At 59.7% G+C, this 16,478-nt stretch carries 9 protein-coding genes and 8 pseudogenes; 3 read left to right on the forward strand and 14 right to left on the reverse strand.

Annotation, left to right across the window (positions count from 1 at the left end; genetic code table 11):
• Nucleotides 1-200 precede the first annotated feature (200 nt).
• Both NKH60_RS33400 and NKH60_RS33405 read right to left on the reverse strand, forming a co-directional pair.
• Nucleotides 201-452: a hypothetical protein gene (locus NKH60_RS33400; protein WP_352874909.1), complete on the reverse strand. Its 252-nt coding sequence runs from the start codon at nucleotides 450-452 to the stop codon at nucleotides 201-203.
• A gap of 3 nt (nucleotides 453-455) precedes the next feature.
• Nucleotides 456-1,514 (reverse strand): dipeptidase, encoded by a 1,059-nt coding sequence (locus tag NKH60_RS33405; RefSeq protein WP_352874910.1) that lies wholly within the window; start codon nucleotides 1,512-1,514, stop codon nucleotides 456-458.
• A 666-nt stretch (nucleotides 1,515-2,180) separates the two neighbouring features.
• Between NKH60_RS33405 and NKH60_RS35260 the strand changes: the two genes are divergently transcribed.
• On the forward strand, nucleotides 2,181-2,429 hold the full coding sequence (locus NKH60_RS35260) for a transposase (protein WP_502907808.1): 249 nt from the start codon (nucleotides 2,181-2,183) through the stop codon (nucleotides 2,427-2,429).
• Nucleotides 2,430-2,569: 140 nt separating this feature from the next.
• On the opposite strand, the gene NKH60_RS33415 is transcribed toward NKH60_RS35260, so the two are convergent.
• From NKH60_RS33415 to NKH60_RS33460, 10 genes and pseudogenes are all read right to left on the reverse strand, one after another.
• The gene (locus NKH60_RS33415) at nucleotides 2,570-2,710 is read right to left on the reverse strand and encodes a hypothetical protein (RefSeq protein ID WP_352874911.1); all 141 of its coding nucleotides are present in this window, start codon (nucleotides 2,708-2,710) and stop codon (nucleotides 2,570-2,572) included.
• Nucleotides 2,700-3,248: a hypothetical protein gene (locus tag NKH60_RS33420; RefSeq protein ID WP_352874912.1), complete on the reverse strand. Its 549-nt coding sequence runs from the start codon at nucleotides 3,246-3,248 to the stop codon at nucleotides 2,700-2,702. The genes NKH60_RS33415 and NKH60_RS33420 overlap by 11 nt, the downstream gene beginning before the upstream one ends.
• Nucleotides 3,245-3,460 (reverse strand): hypothetical protein, encoded by a 216-nt coding sequence (locus NKH60_RS33425; RefSeq protein WP_352874913.1) that lies wholly within the window; start codon nucleotides 3,458-3,460, stop codon nucleotides 3,245-3,247. The genes NKH60_RS33420 and NKH60_RS33425 overlap by 4 nt, the downstream gene beginning before the upstream one ends.
• A 750-nt stretch (nucleotides 3,461-4,210) precedes the next feature.
• Nucleotides 4,211-5,246: pseudogene (locus tag NKH60_RS33430) on the reverse strand (ABC transporter ATP-binding protein).
• A pseudogene (locus tag NKH60_RS33435) lies at nucleotides 5,243-6,216 on the reverse strand (ABC transporter ATP-binding protein). Before NKH60_RS33435 ends, NKH60_RS33430 begins: the two co-directional pseudogenes overlap by 4 nt.
• A 1-nt stretch (nucleotide 6,217) precedes the next feature.
• Nucleotides 6,218-6,977 (reverse strand): annotated as a pseudogene (locus tag NKH60_RS33440) (ABC transporter permease).
• Nucleotides 6,978-7,102: 125 nt separating this feature from the next.
• Nucleotides 7,103-8,039: pseudogene (locus NKH60_RS33445) on the reverse strand (ABC transporter permease).
• Nucleotides 8,039-9,640, reverse strand: a complete 1,602-nt coding sequence (locus NKH60_RS33450) for an ABC transporter substrate-binding protein (protein WP_352874915.1) — start codon at nucleotides 9,638-9,640, stop codon at nucleotides 8,039-8,041. The pseudogene NKH60_RS33445 and the gene NKH60_RS33450 overlap by 1 nt, the downstream one beginning before the upstream one ends.
• A 1,016-nt stretch (nucleotides 9,641-10,656) precedes the next feature.
• Nucleotides 10,657-10,806: pseudogene (locus tag NKH60_RS35265) on the reverse strand (recombinase XerD); the annotation flags it as partial.
• Nucleotides 10,807-11,014: 208 nt separating this feature from the next.
• On the reverse strand, nucleotides 11,015-11,941 hold the full coding sequence (locus tag NKH60_RS33460; RefSeq protein WP_352874916.1) for a LysR family transcriptional regulator: 927 nt from the start codon (nucleotides 11,939-11,941) through the stop codon (nucleotides 11,015-11,017).
• Between the two features lie 503 nt (nucleotides 11,942-12,444).
• Between NKH60_RS33460 and NKH60_RS33465 the strand changes: the two are divergent.
• Together NKH60_RS33465 and NKH60_RS33470 are read left to right on the forward strand one after the other, a co-directional pair.
• Nucleotides 12,445-14,534: pseudogene (locus NKH60_RS33465) on the forward strand (prolyl oligopeptidase family serine peptidase).
• Nucleotides 14,535-14,708: 174 nt separating this feature from the next.
• Nucleotides 14,709-15,404 carry an OmpW/AlkL family protein gene (locus NKH60_RS33470; protein ID WP_352874917.1) on the forward strand — a complete coding sequence of 232 codons (696 nt, stop codon included), beginning with the start codon at nucleotides 14,709-14,711 and terminating at the stop codon, nucleotides 15,402-15,404.
• Between the two features lie 441 nt (nucleotides 15,405-15,845).
• Here NKH60_RS33470 and NKH60_RS33475 read toward each other — a convergent pair.
• Nucleotides 15,846-16,199 (reverse strand): annotated as a pseudogene (locus NKH60_RS33475) (fumarate hydratase C-terminal domain-containing protein); the annotation flags it as partial.
• Nucleotides 16,200-16,205: 6 nt separating this feature from the next.
• A pseudogene (gene tnpB / locus NKH60_RS33480) lies at nucleotides 16,206-16,361 on the reverse strand (IS66 family insertion sequence element accessory protein TnpB); the annotation flags it as partial.
• Nucleotides 16,362-16,478 lie beyond the last annotated feature (117 nt).

The raw sequence follows: 16,478 nt of genomic DNA on the forward strand, positions 1-16,478 counted from the left end.
CGGCCATTCGTCTGGAAAGCAGATCCCGATGAGATCATTGCAGCAGTCAAACGCGGGCACCAAGCGTTGGAATCAATCCACTAGGTTCACCAGCTTGCCGACTACATCCGCATCCTGGACGAATGCAGGCTGGTCGACGGCCATCCGGTGCTCTCGAAGGGCGCCGCCAATATCGGATCGATCCTGCTCATCGTCAGGCGTCAGTTCGCCACGCGGCGAGGAGGAGCGCCTCGGATATCATCGTCAGCCTCCTCGGCGACCATGCCGTCCGGCACTGTCTCGACTTCTATCGGGCCGTCGCGGTGGGGGCCAGCCTTGATGTTCTCGAACTCCGCGATCAACTGCGGCTTGGGCTCCGGAGCCGCCAGTCTTGCCGAGGAATATCTCGAGATAATCAAAAACCCTGCTCGATCGATCTGCTGCCGGTCGCTAGCCAACAGGCCGGACGACATGCATTATCCAATAGTCTTTTCCAGCATGCCTATCCAGTTGCGATAGGCGATCTTGTCGGTCAGCTCGTGGCCGAAGCCACGCGCGACGAGCGCATCAATCAGCTTCGGCAGGCCGGCAACATCGCCGATGGCGGAGGGGATCATGGCGCCGTCGAAGTCCGAGCCCAGCCCGACACCGTCCTCGCCCAATGCTTGGAGCAGGGAATCGATATGGCGGGCCATAATGTCGAGATCGGCATCGGCGTTCAAATTGCCGTCTTCGCGCAGAAAGCCCGTAGCGAAGTTCAACCCGACCATGCCGCCCGTTTCGCGAATCGCACCGAGTTGCCAATCGGTGAGGTTGCGGGAATGACCACAGATTGCATGGACGTTGGAGTGGGTGGCGACCAGCGGCGCATCGCTGAGGGCTGCCACATCGCGAAAGCCCTTCTCGTTGAGATGCGAGAGGTCGATCATGATCCTGAGCTGGTTGCAGGCCTTGACCAACGCCTTACCGGCGTCGGTGAGGCCAGGCCCGGTATCCGGCGACGAAGGAAAGCGGAACGGCACTCCGTTGCCGAAGGCATTCGGGCGGCTCCAGACGATGCCGAGCGAGCGCAAGCCGGCGGCATGTAGCACATCGAGCATGGCAAGTTCGGGATCAATCGCCTCTACGCCCTCGATGTGGAAGACCGCCGCGATTGAGCCCTTCGCCATTGCCTCGCGCACATCGCCGGCGCTGCGGCAGACGGTCAGCGCGCCCGCGCGTTCCAGCCTGAACAGGATAGAGGCCATGCCGATGGTCGAGGTGATCGCCTCGGCGCGGGGAAGCTCGGGCGCCAACGGTTCGTTGTCGCTAGGCCGCGGCGGCTCGGCGCTGCGCCTGACTTTCTCAACCGGCGTCGGCCAGACAGCAAACATGCCGCCGGCAAAGCCGCCCCTCTTCGCCCGCGGCAGGTCGATGTGGCCTCCCGGCAACCCCTCGATGAACAGCTTTTCCACATCCGCGTCTTTCGAGCGATAAAGCTTGAGCAGCGTGTCGCTATGGCCGTCGAAGACGGGGATGAGATCGGGTTCGTTCATCAGGGAGCTTTTTGGTTCAAGTGGATGGGGCGGCGGTCAGCCGGTCTGCAGGCGATAGTCTACTTAGGCAAGACGAGCGTCGGCCTTCTTCTCGTCGAAATCGAGGGCAAGCGATTTGGCGGGCATTTGTTAGCTTCTCCCAGGAGGTTTATCGGCTCGAAGGCAGCGGAAACAGTTCATTGATTTGGCCGACTACAAATGCCCATCACGTGATCTCCTCCTATTTTTCCCTGAACCCGAGCGACCAGCCGCTCGGCATGATCTCTGTGCCTAGCGATACTCCAACGGCCCAGCGGGCTGGGTCAAATTCAGTTTGCGTATGGTTGTAATATGGAAACGAGATGGGGCCGTAGAAGGTGACCTGACAAATTGTGCTAAGCCCGGTGCGATGTCGTGCTCGCCGGCCTAAATTTAGCCTTGGAACCAGGCAAGTTGCGCCTCAGATTGTGAGGCGAGTGATGTCTGCGTGAATCCGATGAAAACCCTTGGATAATTCGCGGATACAGCATTCCAACGGGCCTTACCCCGCAGGCCCTGTATCGGCGTCGCGTCATCCTCTCCAGCCTTGGCGAAGATTTCCGTCATGGACTGGCTGCCACGGATGAAAGCGCGTGGTTTACCCCATCGTCTGCACCTTCGCTAAGCGTGCCGAAGAGGTCGAATTGGATGCCTCGCCGACGATCCGCGCGCGCCGGGATACTTAAGCAAATCGGACTTTTCGATGCAAAGGTCCGCTCGCTAGCGCGGTTCAATCTTGCCGTCCGGCACCTCATCTCAATGTCTGGGGTCGGGGCGATAACGGCGCTGGGCTTCGTCGCGACCATTGACGATCCGGCGCGGTTTCGACGATCTTCCAGTGCCTGGCCGTACCTCGGCCTGCACGGTACACGATTCATGGCCGTTTTGACGACCTGATTAGTCTTCTGGCTGCGTTTGCGAGCCATGCCTGGGCTGCTGCTTTTGGGCTGTTGATGATCCAGTCCCGGAGCGCGTCGAGGCCGATGCGGGACCATGATTTTTGGCTGCGGCCATGGCTTTTGCGGGGTATATGCCCTTCATGCCCATGGTCCGGGTGGCGCATCGGTAGGCCATGTGATTGCGAGCATGACGATGACGATGAGGCTTGCGAGCTTCTCGGGATTGGTGATGTGGGTGTCCTCGAGATTGAGGCCTCGTGTCTTGGCGTCACCGAACAAGCATTCTCTTTCGGTAGTCGTTGAGCACTTGCTTGGGGTCGGGGCGATTGGTGGCCACGATCAGCCATTCGCCGTTGCCAAGGCGCGTTTGGCGGCAAGATGAAGAGGTTCGCGCGTGGTGCCTGTCGTGCCGTTGACGTGCCCGACGATGGTTGCGCATCGAGCTCGCCTGCGCCGCAAGAGCGCGGCGAGCGACCACGCGTGACCGTCGTTGAGGGTGAGGGTCATGTCGACCTTCATGCGGATGGCGAAGGGGATTGTTTTCGTTGAGGAAACCATTCGGCGCCGATGAACTCGCGATCGGCGAGCAGCCGCGGATGGAGGCGGCGGGAAACAGGCTGAGATTCCGGCGCATCAGCGCGATGCGATGGCCCGTGTCGGAGTCGCCTTGATGCGGCAGCAGAGTGAACAGCAGCGGTACCCGAAAGCGCCTTGTGACGATGGCCAGCACCAGGATGTTGATGTCGCGCGATCCGAGCTTCCAGTTGGTGCGATCGAGCGCCAGATATTTGGGCCGCTCCAAGTTGAGCATGCTCATGCCACGGCTTGGTCGAGCCGCACGAACTGAAAGAACCCTGTAGCCGCCGATACTTCGAGGCATGCTGCGCCGACCCGCACAGATGCACGGCCAGATGCGAAACGTTCACGCGCGAAGCCCGCGGCAAAGGCAGCAAACGCACGTCCGAACGCCTCCGGATCAAGCAGCCGCAACAGCCGTGAGAAGGTCGCATGCGGCATCTCGAAAGCCAAGACCGAGACCTGGCACCGGATCCTGACCCATTACCTGCCGTGTACTTTCCTGAGATCGAGCACTTTGCTGGCCAACAGCCGCTCCGACTGGTTCCTGGCGCTGCTTGCACGCTTCCCACACCCTCCAGCATCATGGCTCCGGACCGGGACAGCTTCGTGCAGGAGGCATGGCCTGTGATCGGCCACAAGGTTTCCAAGACCAGGTTGCTCTACGACATCTACGGGACCGCGCGTGCCTCCACGGCTATGGCCCGTGGCAGAAGGCTCTGCGGCCATCACCATGTTCCGCATCGTTCTGGCCGATGTCCGTAGTCTGATCCGTACGGATGACATGGCCCGGTTGTACTTCGTTCTGCGGCGGCTCCAGGGTCTCACAAATTGGGCCAAGCTTGCGTGGGCAGCAGTTATGAAAGACGCACGCCGTAGGCGGGTTGGCCGCGGACGGACTCTCTCTAGAGAGTCGAATGGAAAGGTCCGCGGCCGCGACTTGGGAAGAGATTAGCTCGACAGATCGGAATTGAACACTAGCCGGTGGCCCGCAGCACCACTTCCTAAGCTTCATCATCAATGAATGTCGCTTCAGCCTAGCACTACTTTGGAAATTAACCTGCAAGGCTAAATGGCCATCTTGGCCCTTTAACAGGGGTTCCGAGGATGGCGGAGCTGGCGGGCTCTCCATATCTCGGTTCGATTCCAACGGCGTTCGGTTTGTTGTACCTGTTAGCAATGCAGCGACGCCCTTCAGCTCTGCTATTCTTCGATATGAAGAAAAGAATGATCGCCCGATATTGCGACGTGGGAGGAGATGCCTGTGGCCGGAGCGCGGACATGACAGGCCACAACGCGCCCATCTGCCATCGCTTCTAAAGGTGGGACCTCCATGCGACAACGCTCAACCGCGAGGCGGCAGCGCGGATGGAAGGCGCAGCCGCTCGGTGGGTTGATCGGGCTTGGCACCTCGCCATCGATGGGCGCCCCTAGCCGAACCCGCGCGGGATCCGGCACAGGTGCCGCTGCGATCAGCGCCTCCGTTTAGGGGTGGACGGGCTTGGCAAAGAGGGCCTCGCATGGGGCAAGTTCCACGATCCGCCCGAGGATACATGACCGCGACGCGGTGCCCGATATGCTCCACCACGCCGAGATCATGCGAAATGAAGACGAAGGCGATACCCATCTGTTGTTGCAGATCCATGAGCAGGTTGAGGATCTGTGCCTGCACGGAGACGTCAAGCGCCGACACGGCCTCGTCGGCGATAATGAGCGAGGGCTTGAGGGCCAGTGCCCGGGCAATGCCGAGCCGCTGGCGCTGGCCGCCCGATAACTCGGACGGGAGCCTGTGCATCATCTCGGGCGACATTCCCACCTTCTGGAGAAGGTCCGTGGCAAGGGACTGGCGTTGCTTGCGTCTGAGGCGCTCATAATTTTCGACAGGCTCGGTGATGATCTGTCCGGCGGTGAGACGCGGGTTTAGCGACGAATAAGGATCTTGAAACACCATCTGCAACCGACGGCGATACGCGCGAAGCTCGTGCTTCTTGAGGCTAGCAATATCGATGCCGTCGATCGACACGCGGCCGGCAGTCGGATCCACAAGCCGCATCAAGAGCCGTGCAACGGTGGACTTGCCGCAGCCGGATTCGCCGACGATGCAAAGCGTCTCTCCTGCCTCGACAGAAAAGGACACATCCTCCGCTGCCCGTACCACCGGAATGCTCTTCTTCAAGATTCCCGCGCTGAGCGGATAGTGTTTGGTCAGGTTTTCGACTTTCAGCAAAGGACGGCTCATGCGCCTACTAGCTCTTTTGAGCGCCAGCAAGCGGCGGCGTGACCTGGCCTGACGTCCCTAAGAACGGGCGTATTCTCATGGCAAATGTCGATCGCAAACGGGCACCGGGGCGCGAAGCTGCACCCAACGGTCGGCTCGCGCAGGCTCGGCACAATGCCAGGAATTTCTGGCAGACGACGCCGTCGCCCCAGTCGCCGGTCAGGTACGGAGCCCATGAGAGCATGCGAACAGATCCGTCACAGCCGCTTGCTCGACGATCTGACCCGCATACATGACGATCATGCGCTGGCATGTCTCGGCCACGAAGTGTGATGAACATCACTGCAGTCCCCGTGCGCTCTTTCAGATCGACGATCAGACGCAGGATCTGCGCTTGGATGGTGGTGTCGAGTGCGGTCGTCGGCTCGTCGGCGATTAATAGTTCAGGCGAGCAGGCCAGAGCCATCGCAATCATCACGCGTTGCCGCATGCCGCCGGACATCTCATGCGGATAGTTGTTGACGCGACGCTCGGGGTCCGCGATCCGGACCAAGCGGAGCATTTCTTCAGCCTTTGACATCGCACTCGAACGGGAGACCCTCGTGTGAATCCGCACCGCTTCGGCGATCTGCTTGCCGACCGTATAAACAGGGTTGAGGCTGGTCATCGGATCCTGGAAGATCATGGCGATCTTGCCACCGCGGATCTTTCGCATCTCCTGCTCGGACAAGTTCAAAAGGTCTTGTCCTTGAAAGCGGACCTCGCCACCTACAGTTCTGGCGGTCAGCTTCGGCAGCAGCCGAAGGATGGAGAGGGCAGTGACGCTCTTCCCGCACCCTGATTCGCCGACGACACCGAGCGTTTCGCCTTTCATCACTTGGAAGCTGATGCCCCCGAGGGCGCGGGTGACGGTCTCTTCGCCGTAAAAATGGGTTTCAAGGTTTCGAACGTCGAGAAGTACGCCATGGTTTATCGCATTTTGCATTTGCATGTCAGCGCCTACGCTTTGCGCGCGGATCGAACATATCCCGCAAGCCATCCCCGAGCAGGTTGACCGCAAGAACCGTGACGGCAAGACAGACGCCAGGGGCAAAGACTGTCATTGGCGCGATAGAAAGAAATAGCCGAGAGCTTGAGATCATGTTGCCCCAGCTGGGGATTTCTGAAGGCACGCCCACGCCCAGGAAACTCAGCCCAGCTTCGGTCAGAATCGCACTCGCGCAAACAGTGGCGCTCTGGACCATCAGCGCAGGTAGGGTACTCGGAAGTATATGCCGCCACAGAACCTTTGGCAGGCGCGCACCACCGCAGAGCGCGGCCTCCACATAGGGACGCTCCCGAACGCTGAGCACCACCGATCGAACCAATCGTGCGACCGCCGGCGTTTCGGGAATCGCAATGGCTACAATAAGGACGCCAATCCCGGGACCAGTCAAAGAAATAAGCGCAATCGCCAAAAGAATCGTCGGGATCGACATTAGGCCGTCCATGACCCGCATCATAATGTTGTCAAATGTGCGGTTGTAGCCCGCGAGGATGCCGATGAGGAGCCCCAGTAGAGCCGCGCACGTGGCCGACAGCAATCCCACCATAAGGGAGATCTGAGCACCGAAGATCGTTCGGGCAAACACGTCACGCCCGAGATTATCGCTTCCAAACCACATTGCGGCGGAAGGTGGCTGAAGACGCTGAAAAGGATCCATGTTTACTGGATCTCCGGCGCAAAAACGGGGCGGCAAGTGCCAGAATCATCAGCAGTATCAGAAGACCGCTGCCGACCAGGACCAGTGGATCCCGCCTTGCCAGACGCGCAAGACTGGAAAGTCCTACCGGAGCCGACGGCGCGGGTTTCGAGTGTTGCGGAGGGAATCATCATATCAATACCGGATGCGTGGGTCGATCAGGGTATAGGCAAGATCGACCGTGAGATTGATAAGGACGTACAGACCCGAAGTCAGGATGAGCACGCTCTGAATAATGGGATAGTCACGGTTGTTGATAGCATCTACGACCAGGCGGCCGATGCCGGGTATGTTGAAGTTCCGTTAGAACGACCCCGCTGATCAGATAGGCGAAGCTGGTGCCGATGACGGTGAGGATCGGGACGCCGGCGTTTTTCAACGCATGGTGGAAAAGCATGGCATAGAACGAAGCGCCCTTGGCGGCGGCCGTTCGCATATAGTCTTCCGACAAGACCTCGAGCATGCTCGCCCGTGTAACCCGGGCGATGAACGCAATATAGGCAAGACTTAGAGCCACAGTGGGAAGGATCAGGTGCACAAACCAAGGCCCGAGGCCATTATTGATCGACACATAGCCCTGAACCGGCAGCCAGAGTGTCCTGATAGCAAAAAAATAGATGAGGAAATAGCGGATAACAAAGACCGGGACGGAATACCCGAGTGCCGAAAAAGCCGTGAGCAGCCGGTCGACGAACCCGCCGGTTCGCCACGCGGCAAGGATGCCGAACGAGACCCCGACCGTCACTGCAAGAATCATCGTCAGGATTGACAGCGAAAGGGTCGGTTCAAGCCGCTGCGAGATGAGATCGAGGACCGGTCGTCCGGAAAAGATCGAGATGCCGAAATCGCCGCCGATCATGTCCCGCACCCAATGCATGAACTGAACCGGTACAGAATCGTTCAGGCCCAGCTGTTCACGGATGCCGGCGATCAGCTCCACCGTGGCTGACTTGCCGGCGATCATCGCCGCCGGGTCGCCCGGTGCGAGCCTGAGGAGCAGAAAGATGAACACTCCGACCATCGCCATAACGGCGATAGTCGAGACCAATCTGCGAAGGACGTACGCAGCCATTAGGCCGAGACCTTCTGCATGTTCCACATCGGAACGATCTGCCCCGTGCCGATAATAAGACCTGTGAGAGTCTTGCGGCGCGCGATCGGTACGACATGTTGACCCAATGGAACCTGGGGCACATAGTCCCACCATATTCGCTGCATCTTGCGGGCCAGCGCCTTGCGCTCCTCGAGCCCTCCCACGTCTGCCCATTTAGTCCGAAGAGCTTCATATTCGTCGTTCTGGGGCCAGCCGTACCAGCCTTTTTCGCCCATCATGGGCAGAGTGGAATCGGAGATAACAGTGCCAGTGGTCGCTTCATCTTGGGTCGTTATGAAGATGCTCCAGCCGCCGTTCTCAACAGGGTCCTTCTTCGCCCGGCGGGCGACAAGCCCCGCCCAGTCGCTCGGCGCAAGCTCGGCATTCACCCCAATCTTCCGCAATGCGGCTGCTACAACCTGAGAGGCATTGCTTGCCTCCGCCCAGTCCGTGGACTGCAGGATGACGACTTTCTCGCCGGCATATCCGGCCTCCTTGAAGAGTTGCTTGGCTTTCTCCGGGTCGCCGCCCTTTTTGAACCATCCCGTATTTTCGTCATTAGACACCGGCGTTTCGTTTCCAAACATCGAAGTGACGGTGCGGAAGTATTTTGGGTCGCCATACGCGGCGCGCAACACAGCCTCCTGGTCGATCAGGTGAAGCATCGCTTGGCGTGCCTTCACGTTATCGAAGGGCTTTTGCAGACAGTTCATGCGCGCGAACATGTCAGCGCCGGTCGTGTTCAGAACTTGGAGTTCAAGGTCGGGATCGCCCTGGATGACTGGCAAAAGATCGGTCGGCGGGATTTGAATGAAATCAATCTCACCCGCTTGCAGGGCCGCGAAGGCAGTCTGCTGATCGCCAATATTTTCCCAGATGACGCGATCGACCTTGACGATCTTACCGCCGGCCAATCCGTCGGGCGCCTCGTTACGCGGGACGTATTGTTCATTGCGATCGTAGGTGAAGCTCGCGCCGGGCTTGGCAAGAGCGTGATTGAACTTGAACGGCCCCGATCCGATATTCGCAGTCACCTGCTGCGTTGGAGAAAGACTCGCGTCCTTCTCGCGCATGATGAACGGCCCTTGGAAAGCCAGGATGTCGATCACAGCCCCCAACGGCTCATTGAGCGCGATTGTGAAGGCCTTGTCACCTATTTTCGAAATATCCTTGGCTCGCGCCATGAGCAACTGCCCGCCGGGAGCCACTTGGCCCCAGCGGCGGATCGAGGCCACACAGTCCGCCGCGGTGACGGGGGTACCGTCGTGCCACCCCAAACCATCGCGGAGCTCGAACGTATAGGTCTTCTTGTCGTTGGAAACCTCCCACTTGCCCACCATCTGCGGATGCGGCACAAACCTGGAGTCAACCCCGAACAGCGTATCGTATATCAAGCAGGCATGGGTGGCGGTGCCGCCAGACGTTGAAGCGACCGGATCGAACACACTGAGGTTTTCTATCACCACGCGGACCGTCCGATCGGGGGTCGGTGATGTCTGCGCCCGCAGGACGGAAGGGATCGACAAAGCCGCTCCAGCGGCGATACCCACCTTAAAGAGATTGCGTCGAGAGATCGTCATCTATCAGTCCCCTTTTGAGCGATTTGGTTCGGTTTTTGCACCGCAAGGCAAAATGTTCCGAGTGTTGTCAGTGAGCGAATTATCTTTTGCTGCGTCGTCTGGGGCCTAACGAAATGCCCATCAATTGATCTCGTCCTATTTTTCCCTGGATCCGAGCGACCGGGCCGCCCGGATCGTGATCCTCTGTGACTAGGGATACTCCAGCGGCCGAGCGGGCTGGGTCAAATTCAGTTTGCGTATGGTTTTAATCTGGAAACGAGATACGCTCCGTAGCAAGTGACCTGACAGATTGTGCTAAGGCTGGTGCGATGTCGTGCTCGCCGGCCTAAGTTTAGCCGTGGAACCAGGCAGGTTGGCGCCTCAGATTGCGGGGCGAGTGATCTCTGCGTGAATCCGCTGAAAACCCTAATAATCGCGGATACCAGGATTCCAACGGGCCTTATTCCGCAGGCCCTGCTCTGCGTCGCGTCATCATCCTCCAGCCTAGGCGAAGATATCCATCATAGACTGGCTGCCAGTCGCGGATGAAAGCGATTTACCGCCGTGTGTAGTCATCGGTTAGCGTTGCCTGTCTCGACACGATCCGGAGTCACGGCCCCCGGACCGCCGTCTTTGCAGGGATCTGTCAGGCAGCCCTGTGCTGTGCCCGCCGACATACTGACCCATTCTGACAGACAAAAAGATCATAGCCGGACCAGCGGCGATGATCGTATATCAGAACAGGATCGTGCCGGAACATGGGGGAACATATGTGGCCCAGCGCATTTGGATGATCGACAGCCAGGCGTCATGCTGTGCGCGATAGGCTTCGCCGTAGCAGCGGTAGATATCCGCCACTTCCGGCCGAGCGGGCCATTGCCGCGCCGCTCAAAAGTATTGCGGCTTGGCAGGCGGCGGCGCGGTGGGCGCCGGACGCGGCAAAAGCTCGAAGGGTTTGAGGTGGCGCAGACTTTGTTGGTGGCGATGCGCAGGTAATGGGCGGTGGTCGCGAGGCTCCTGTGACCGAGCAACAGTTGGATGGTGCGCAGGTCGGCGCCGGCCTCCAACAGATGGACGGCGAAGGCGTGACGCAAACTGTGTTCGCGTGACCGGTTTTGACAATCCGGAGAGGTCGCGGCTTGGCCCACCGCATCCCGGTGATCGGCTGGCGGGCGCGATCGCCGCACTTCAGCACGCCTACTCGGCTATCGCTTCGGCGATCGTTTTTTTCCTGTTCGGCCGACAGGTTCCTGGCTGTCGCTCCAACCTTCGCTGCCAGGATCCGGGCGGCTGCTAAGAGAATTTCCCACCATCTTTGCGCGCCGCGATGACTAGGCTTTTGCGGCTGCGCTCCGCAGAAAGAGCGGTGGCATTTTGCCCGTTGATTGAGGGGCGTCAGGCCGCGTCCGGTGCCGTGGCTGACCAGCGCCGGCTCTCAATCAATGTCTTGGCGACCTTGGGGATGATCTTGCGGACCGCAGAGACAGCCGGAGAACGCTCATCCTTCGGGTTTACCGCAAGTACGACGGACCGGGTAATCACCGGATCAACGATCTTGACCGTCCGGACCTCTCCCTGCGAGGCTTCCTTCTGAACGGCCGACGGGGCAAAAATAGAATAGGCCTTTCCCTCCATGACCATATCGATGATCGTCGAGAGGGAGTCCACTTCAAACCTGACGTCCAGCATGCAACCGTGCTGCACGACGACGTCTGCCACCGAACGCCTGACATTATTGTTGCGCATGGGAACCGCCAGCGGAAATGCGTGCAGGTCGGCCAGCGGTATCGAATCTTCAAAAGGCGGTTGACCAGGCGGCACCACCAGGCAAAACTCTTCGCGGGCCAGTACCGTCATTGGCCCCACGCTCTCGGCAGTCCGGTACAGGACGGCCAGATTGAAACGGCCAGCAGCCATCCACTCCTCCAGCGGTCCCGTCATGCCCTCGATCATCTTGAGCGAGATCCTCGGCAATTCGCTTCTTACCAATTCAAGCAGGGGACCGCTAAGGACGCGAGCGGCTCCGGACGGAATGCCAATGGTCACCTCTCCGGAAGGAGCAGCCACCGTATTGGTAAGTTCCGCCTCAGTGAGCTGAATCTCTTTCAGGATGGTCCGCGCGTGCTCAAGCAGCTTGTCTCCGGACGCCGTAACGCTGATACCGGTCCTGTCGCGAACCAGCAGTTGGGTGCCGAATCCTTCCTCCAGTTGACGCACATGCAGGCTTAGAGCGCTTTGAGCAACGTTGAGGGTCGCAGCTGCCTTCGTGAAACTGCCGGCTTCGACGACGCCGACAAAGTATCTTAACTGCCTGATGTCCACGGCTTAACCCAACCCCTTTTCCTCGGGTCCCCCGATTTTTTCCGCGGGCGGTGTGTAGATCATACGCGCAGCCGGTCTTTGTCGCTCAGATCGTACGCCAAACTCATGGGTATCTGCCGATCGAAGCCCTGTACGTGAAGCGTCTTGGAGCGAAGATGTCGCGTCCCAACCAGCTTTCGCTGTGACCTTCACTGCTTGAGTTTTGCAGCGTCCTGCGAGCTCGCACGAGATCGAGAATGCGCTTACGGAAGCAGTCATGGTCGGACCTTCGACAATGTCGGACATGAGACACAGCGCCATCAGAGTTACGGATTGTTCTGAAACGATTTTCCTGGTTGGCACGACACATGCAGTCCTATGCGCAAACGCACTGCCGCGTCGCACCAACTGAGAAGAACTCATCCTATGATCACGCTCGCCGAGCATGCGCTCGCCGCCGCAAACAATGAGCTTTCCCGAGCGGACGGAAGCCTTTGCGCTTTCATTCTTCAGGTTGCACGGACATGACCGCATTCGATTTTCGCCCAACGCTGAATGCTCCCGACGATGATCCTTATCTTTGGCTTGAAGATATAGAAGGCGAACGGGCACTTGACTGGACCGCCAGCCAGTCGGCCAGGACACTGGAGCACTTCGGTGGAACGCAATTCGAGCGGGACCGCGCGGCCCTGACAGCGATCTTCGACCGTCCTGACAAGATTCCCTTGATCACCCGCCACGGTCACTACCTCTACAATTTCTGGCAAGATGCCCGCAACCCGCGCGAACTGTGGCGCCGAACCACCTTTGCCGCCTACATGAAGGCGGATCCCCAGTGGGAGCTCCTGCTCGATGTGGACGCCCTCGCCGCTAGCGACGGAGAGGACTGGGTCTGGGGGGGCGCGTCGATCGAGCCAGAGAGACGGGAAAGAGCCGTTCTACGCTTCTCGCGCGGCGGCAGCGAGGCGGTCGTGCATCGCGAATTCGATCTGGAGTCTGTTAGCTTCGTCGCCGACGGTTTCAACCTCGCGGAGACCAAGGGCGGGGTAAATTGGCTCGATCCTGACACGCTTCTGCTTTCCAGTGCGCTTGGTGATGGCATGGCCACCCGCTGCGGCTACGCGCGCATCGTGCGGCTGTGGAAACGTGGCGCGGATCCGCTCACCGCGCCGGTAATCTTCGAGACCGGTCCCGAATCCCTCGGCGTGTCCTGCCATCTGGACCGCACCGCCGAGAGCGAGCGCCTTTGGTTCATTGAGCAGGCGACCTTCTTTGAGAAGATCGGCCGAATTGGCGACAGGAGCGGGCCGAAGATGCGGATCGACCTTCCTCGGGACGCCTCGTGGAGCGGCTTCGGCGACTGGCTGGCGGTAAAGCCGGGCAAGCCGTGGACAGTGGGAGGGACGACCCATGCCGCGGACGCGCTGACGGTATCTCGCTTTCCTGCTTCATCGCCGGCGAGCGCAGTTTTGCCACCCTCTTTGAACCAGGCGACAGGCGCTCCCTGCAGTCATTCTTCTGGAATAACGGGAAGCTCATTATCTCCTACCTCGTCTACCTCGTTCCGCGTTTCGACATGTTCACCCCCGACCGCGAGGAATGGACGCGCCGAGTGCTGGACACCGTGCCCGCCGAAGGGACTGTTCACCTTCGGTCGCTCGATGCGGAACATCTCGAGACCAACGGAGAGGTCCTCGTTTCGGCTCAGAACCCGATCAAGCCGCGGAAGCTTCTCCTATTAGACCTCAATGCCGCGGCGCCTCTCGGCGCTCCAGTAATCCTGAAGCGCAACCCGGAGAATTTCGACGCATCCGGGCTGGTGGTCACGCGCCACGAGGCAGTCTCGACCGGTGGGGAGATGATCCCCTACACGCAGGTCGGTCCGGCGAACGGGAACGGGGATGCCCCGGTTCACCTCACCGCCTACGGCGGGTACGGCATATCGCTCCTGCCCCACTACAACTCCTCGCTCGGCAAGCTGTGGCTCGAACGCGGCGGCACGTGCGTGGTGGCGAACATCCGGGGCGGCGGAGAGTTCGGCACCCGTTGGCACGACGCCGGGCGCAGGGAGGGCAAGCGTCTCGCCCATGACGATTTCGCCGCCGTTGCCGCCGACCTCGTGCGAAGGGGCATTACGCTGCCGAGGCGGATTGCCGCCGAGGGCGGCTCAAATGGCGGCCTTCTGATCGCCAACATGCTTACCCGCTATCCTGAGCGCTTCGGCGCGCTGTTCTGCAAAATGCCGCTTGTCGACATGCGCCGCTACACCAAGCTTTTGGCGGGCGCGAGCTGGATTGACGAATATGGCGATCCCGACAAGCCGGAGGAATGGATTTTCCTAAAGGAAATCTCCGCTTATCCCGTCGCGACGCCGGGACAGCCCTATCCGCCGATCCTGCTTGCCACCACGAAGCGGGACGACCGCCTCCACCCGGGCCACGCGCGTAAGATGGCCGCAAAGCTGCAGGCTCTTGGCTATCCCGCTTACTTCTATGAGCCCGGCGCGGGCGGGCACGGCTACGGCAAGAACAATCGGGAGCGGGCCGCATTCATTGCCTTGGGCACCAATTTCGTTCGCAGTGCGATCGGCTGGCAAGCCGATGGCGTTCGATAGGTCAGCGGGACCCAGACAAAGAGCAACGTTTCAATCAGTGGGTACAGGTCAATGGTTGCGAGCACGGCGCGAATAATGTGTGCGCGTTCCCACGCAAATTGCGCATGAGCGCTCCGCCAATCAAGATTTTTCGTAGTTCGGTCCACATTTTCTGAAGAGCAAGGAGAGAATATCATGGCGAGAAACCAAATGCGCGCGGCACGGGGAGTAACAGCGGCCGTTGTCCTCATCGTGATGGGACAGCAGGCCGTCGCGGCGGACCTTGCGCAAGCCGCGAGCGTCCCGCAGGCAGGAGCCTCGGTCACGCAAGAACCAAGTCCTTGGCAACTCCGCCTGCGTGGGTTGGGGGTCATCACCGAGGATTCGGGCTACGTCAATGCAGTGTCAGGCTCCGGTCTTTCCTACTCGAACACCGTGATCCCGGAACTCGATATCTCCTATTTCTTCACGGACAACATCGCCGCCGAGCTCATACTCGGCACCACCTATGCCAACATCGAGGGCCAAGGAGCGATCGGCGCGCTGGGCAATATCGGCAAGGTTTGGCTGCTGCCGCCCACGCTCACATTGCAGTATCATTTTACCGATTTCGGCGCGTTCAAGCCCTATGTAGGCGCCGGCGTGAACTACACGATCTTCTATAACCAGGACGCCGGCAGCGCCGATGCTCTCAAGGTTAAGAATACGTTCGGCACCGCGCTGCAGGTGGGATTCGACTACATGGTGGATCAGCACTGGGGCGTCAACTTCGACGTGAAGAAGCTTTTCCTCAAGCCAGACTTCGACGTCACGGTCGACGGCGCGAAGCTGACGGGAAAGGCGGAGCTCGATCCCTGGTTGATAGGCGCAGGTGTGACCTACCGCTTCTAACAACGAAAGCTGAAGGCGGCTGCTGATAGCCGATCGGAAATGAAGGGCGCCTCGCGCGCCCTTTTTCTAGGCGCACAGGATCAGATTTCGACTTCATGACCTTGCTCTCAAGCGGTGGTCGACAGCGCAATTGATCCGAATCAATTCTGTCATTAATTGAAGTGACCGAATGTAGTGGACGACATCCGCTCCCCGGCCCGCAACGCGCCAGAGTGGGTTGTCGAGTGCATTCTTTTGAATCTCCGCTGCTTTACCTGATTGGCACACTCGACAGCATCCGAGCATCGATCGCGTGGACGGAACAGTCAGATGCAGTGTTTACACCGGCGCATTCGGCTTGAAGGCCTTTCTTATCGGGCTCGCCGCTGGGTAGTGCAAAATGCCGCTCATGTTACCGCTACGGCCCAGAATCCGGCGCTGAGATGGCCGGATCGCCCAAGACTAAACGCCGATGTTGCGTGCGATGCTGTCGGCCGCCATGCGCTTACGCCACTCAAGAGGCCCGGAATTGTGAATTGAGTTCCCCTCAATATCGACAGCCATGATGACCGGCATGTCCTGCACCTCGAATTCATAGATGGCTTCCATGCCCAGATCTTCAAAGGCAACGAGCCGTGCCGCCTTGATCGATTTTGAAATCAGGTACGCAGCGCCACCCACTGCGATAAGATAGGGCGTTTTGTGTCTGAGAATCGACTCGATGGCCGCCGGTCCCCTCTCCGCCTTAACCACCATTGCGAAAAGCCCGGTCTCGGCGAGCAGCTTTTCAGTAAAACCGTCCATCCGGCTGGCGGTTGCCGACAGTTGCGCGGCCGTAAGCCGCATCACGCCGTCCTGTACTTTCGGCCAGCGGAACTCGCCGTCCTCCAGGCGCTTGGCATAGAGGCAAACGCCGGTGCCGTCCCAAAAGATCAGCTTGATCCGGTCGGTGCGCGTCGCCCGGAAGACGTAGACGGCGCCGCTGAACGGTTATGTGGCGCGCCACATAACCATTCTTATGCGTCGGGCGAGATTATGTGGCGGAGCCGCCCTGACCCCTTTCGGGTCGGCCAAACCCAGCTTGCCTCCGCCACA

Origin of the sequence: Mesorhizobium sp. M1006, from assembly GCF_040318825.1 — a bacterium.
Lineage (GTDB): Bacteria > Pseudomonadota > Alphaproteobacteria > Rhizobiales > Rhizobiaceae > Mesorhizobium.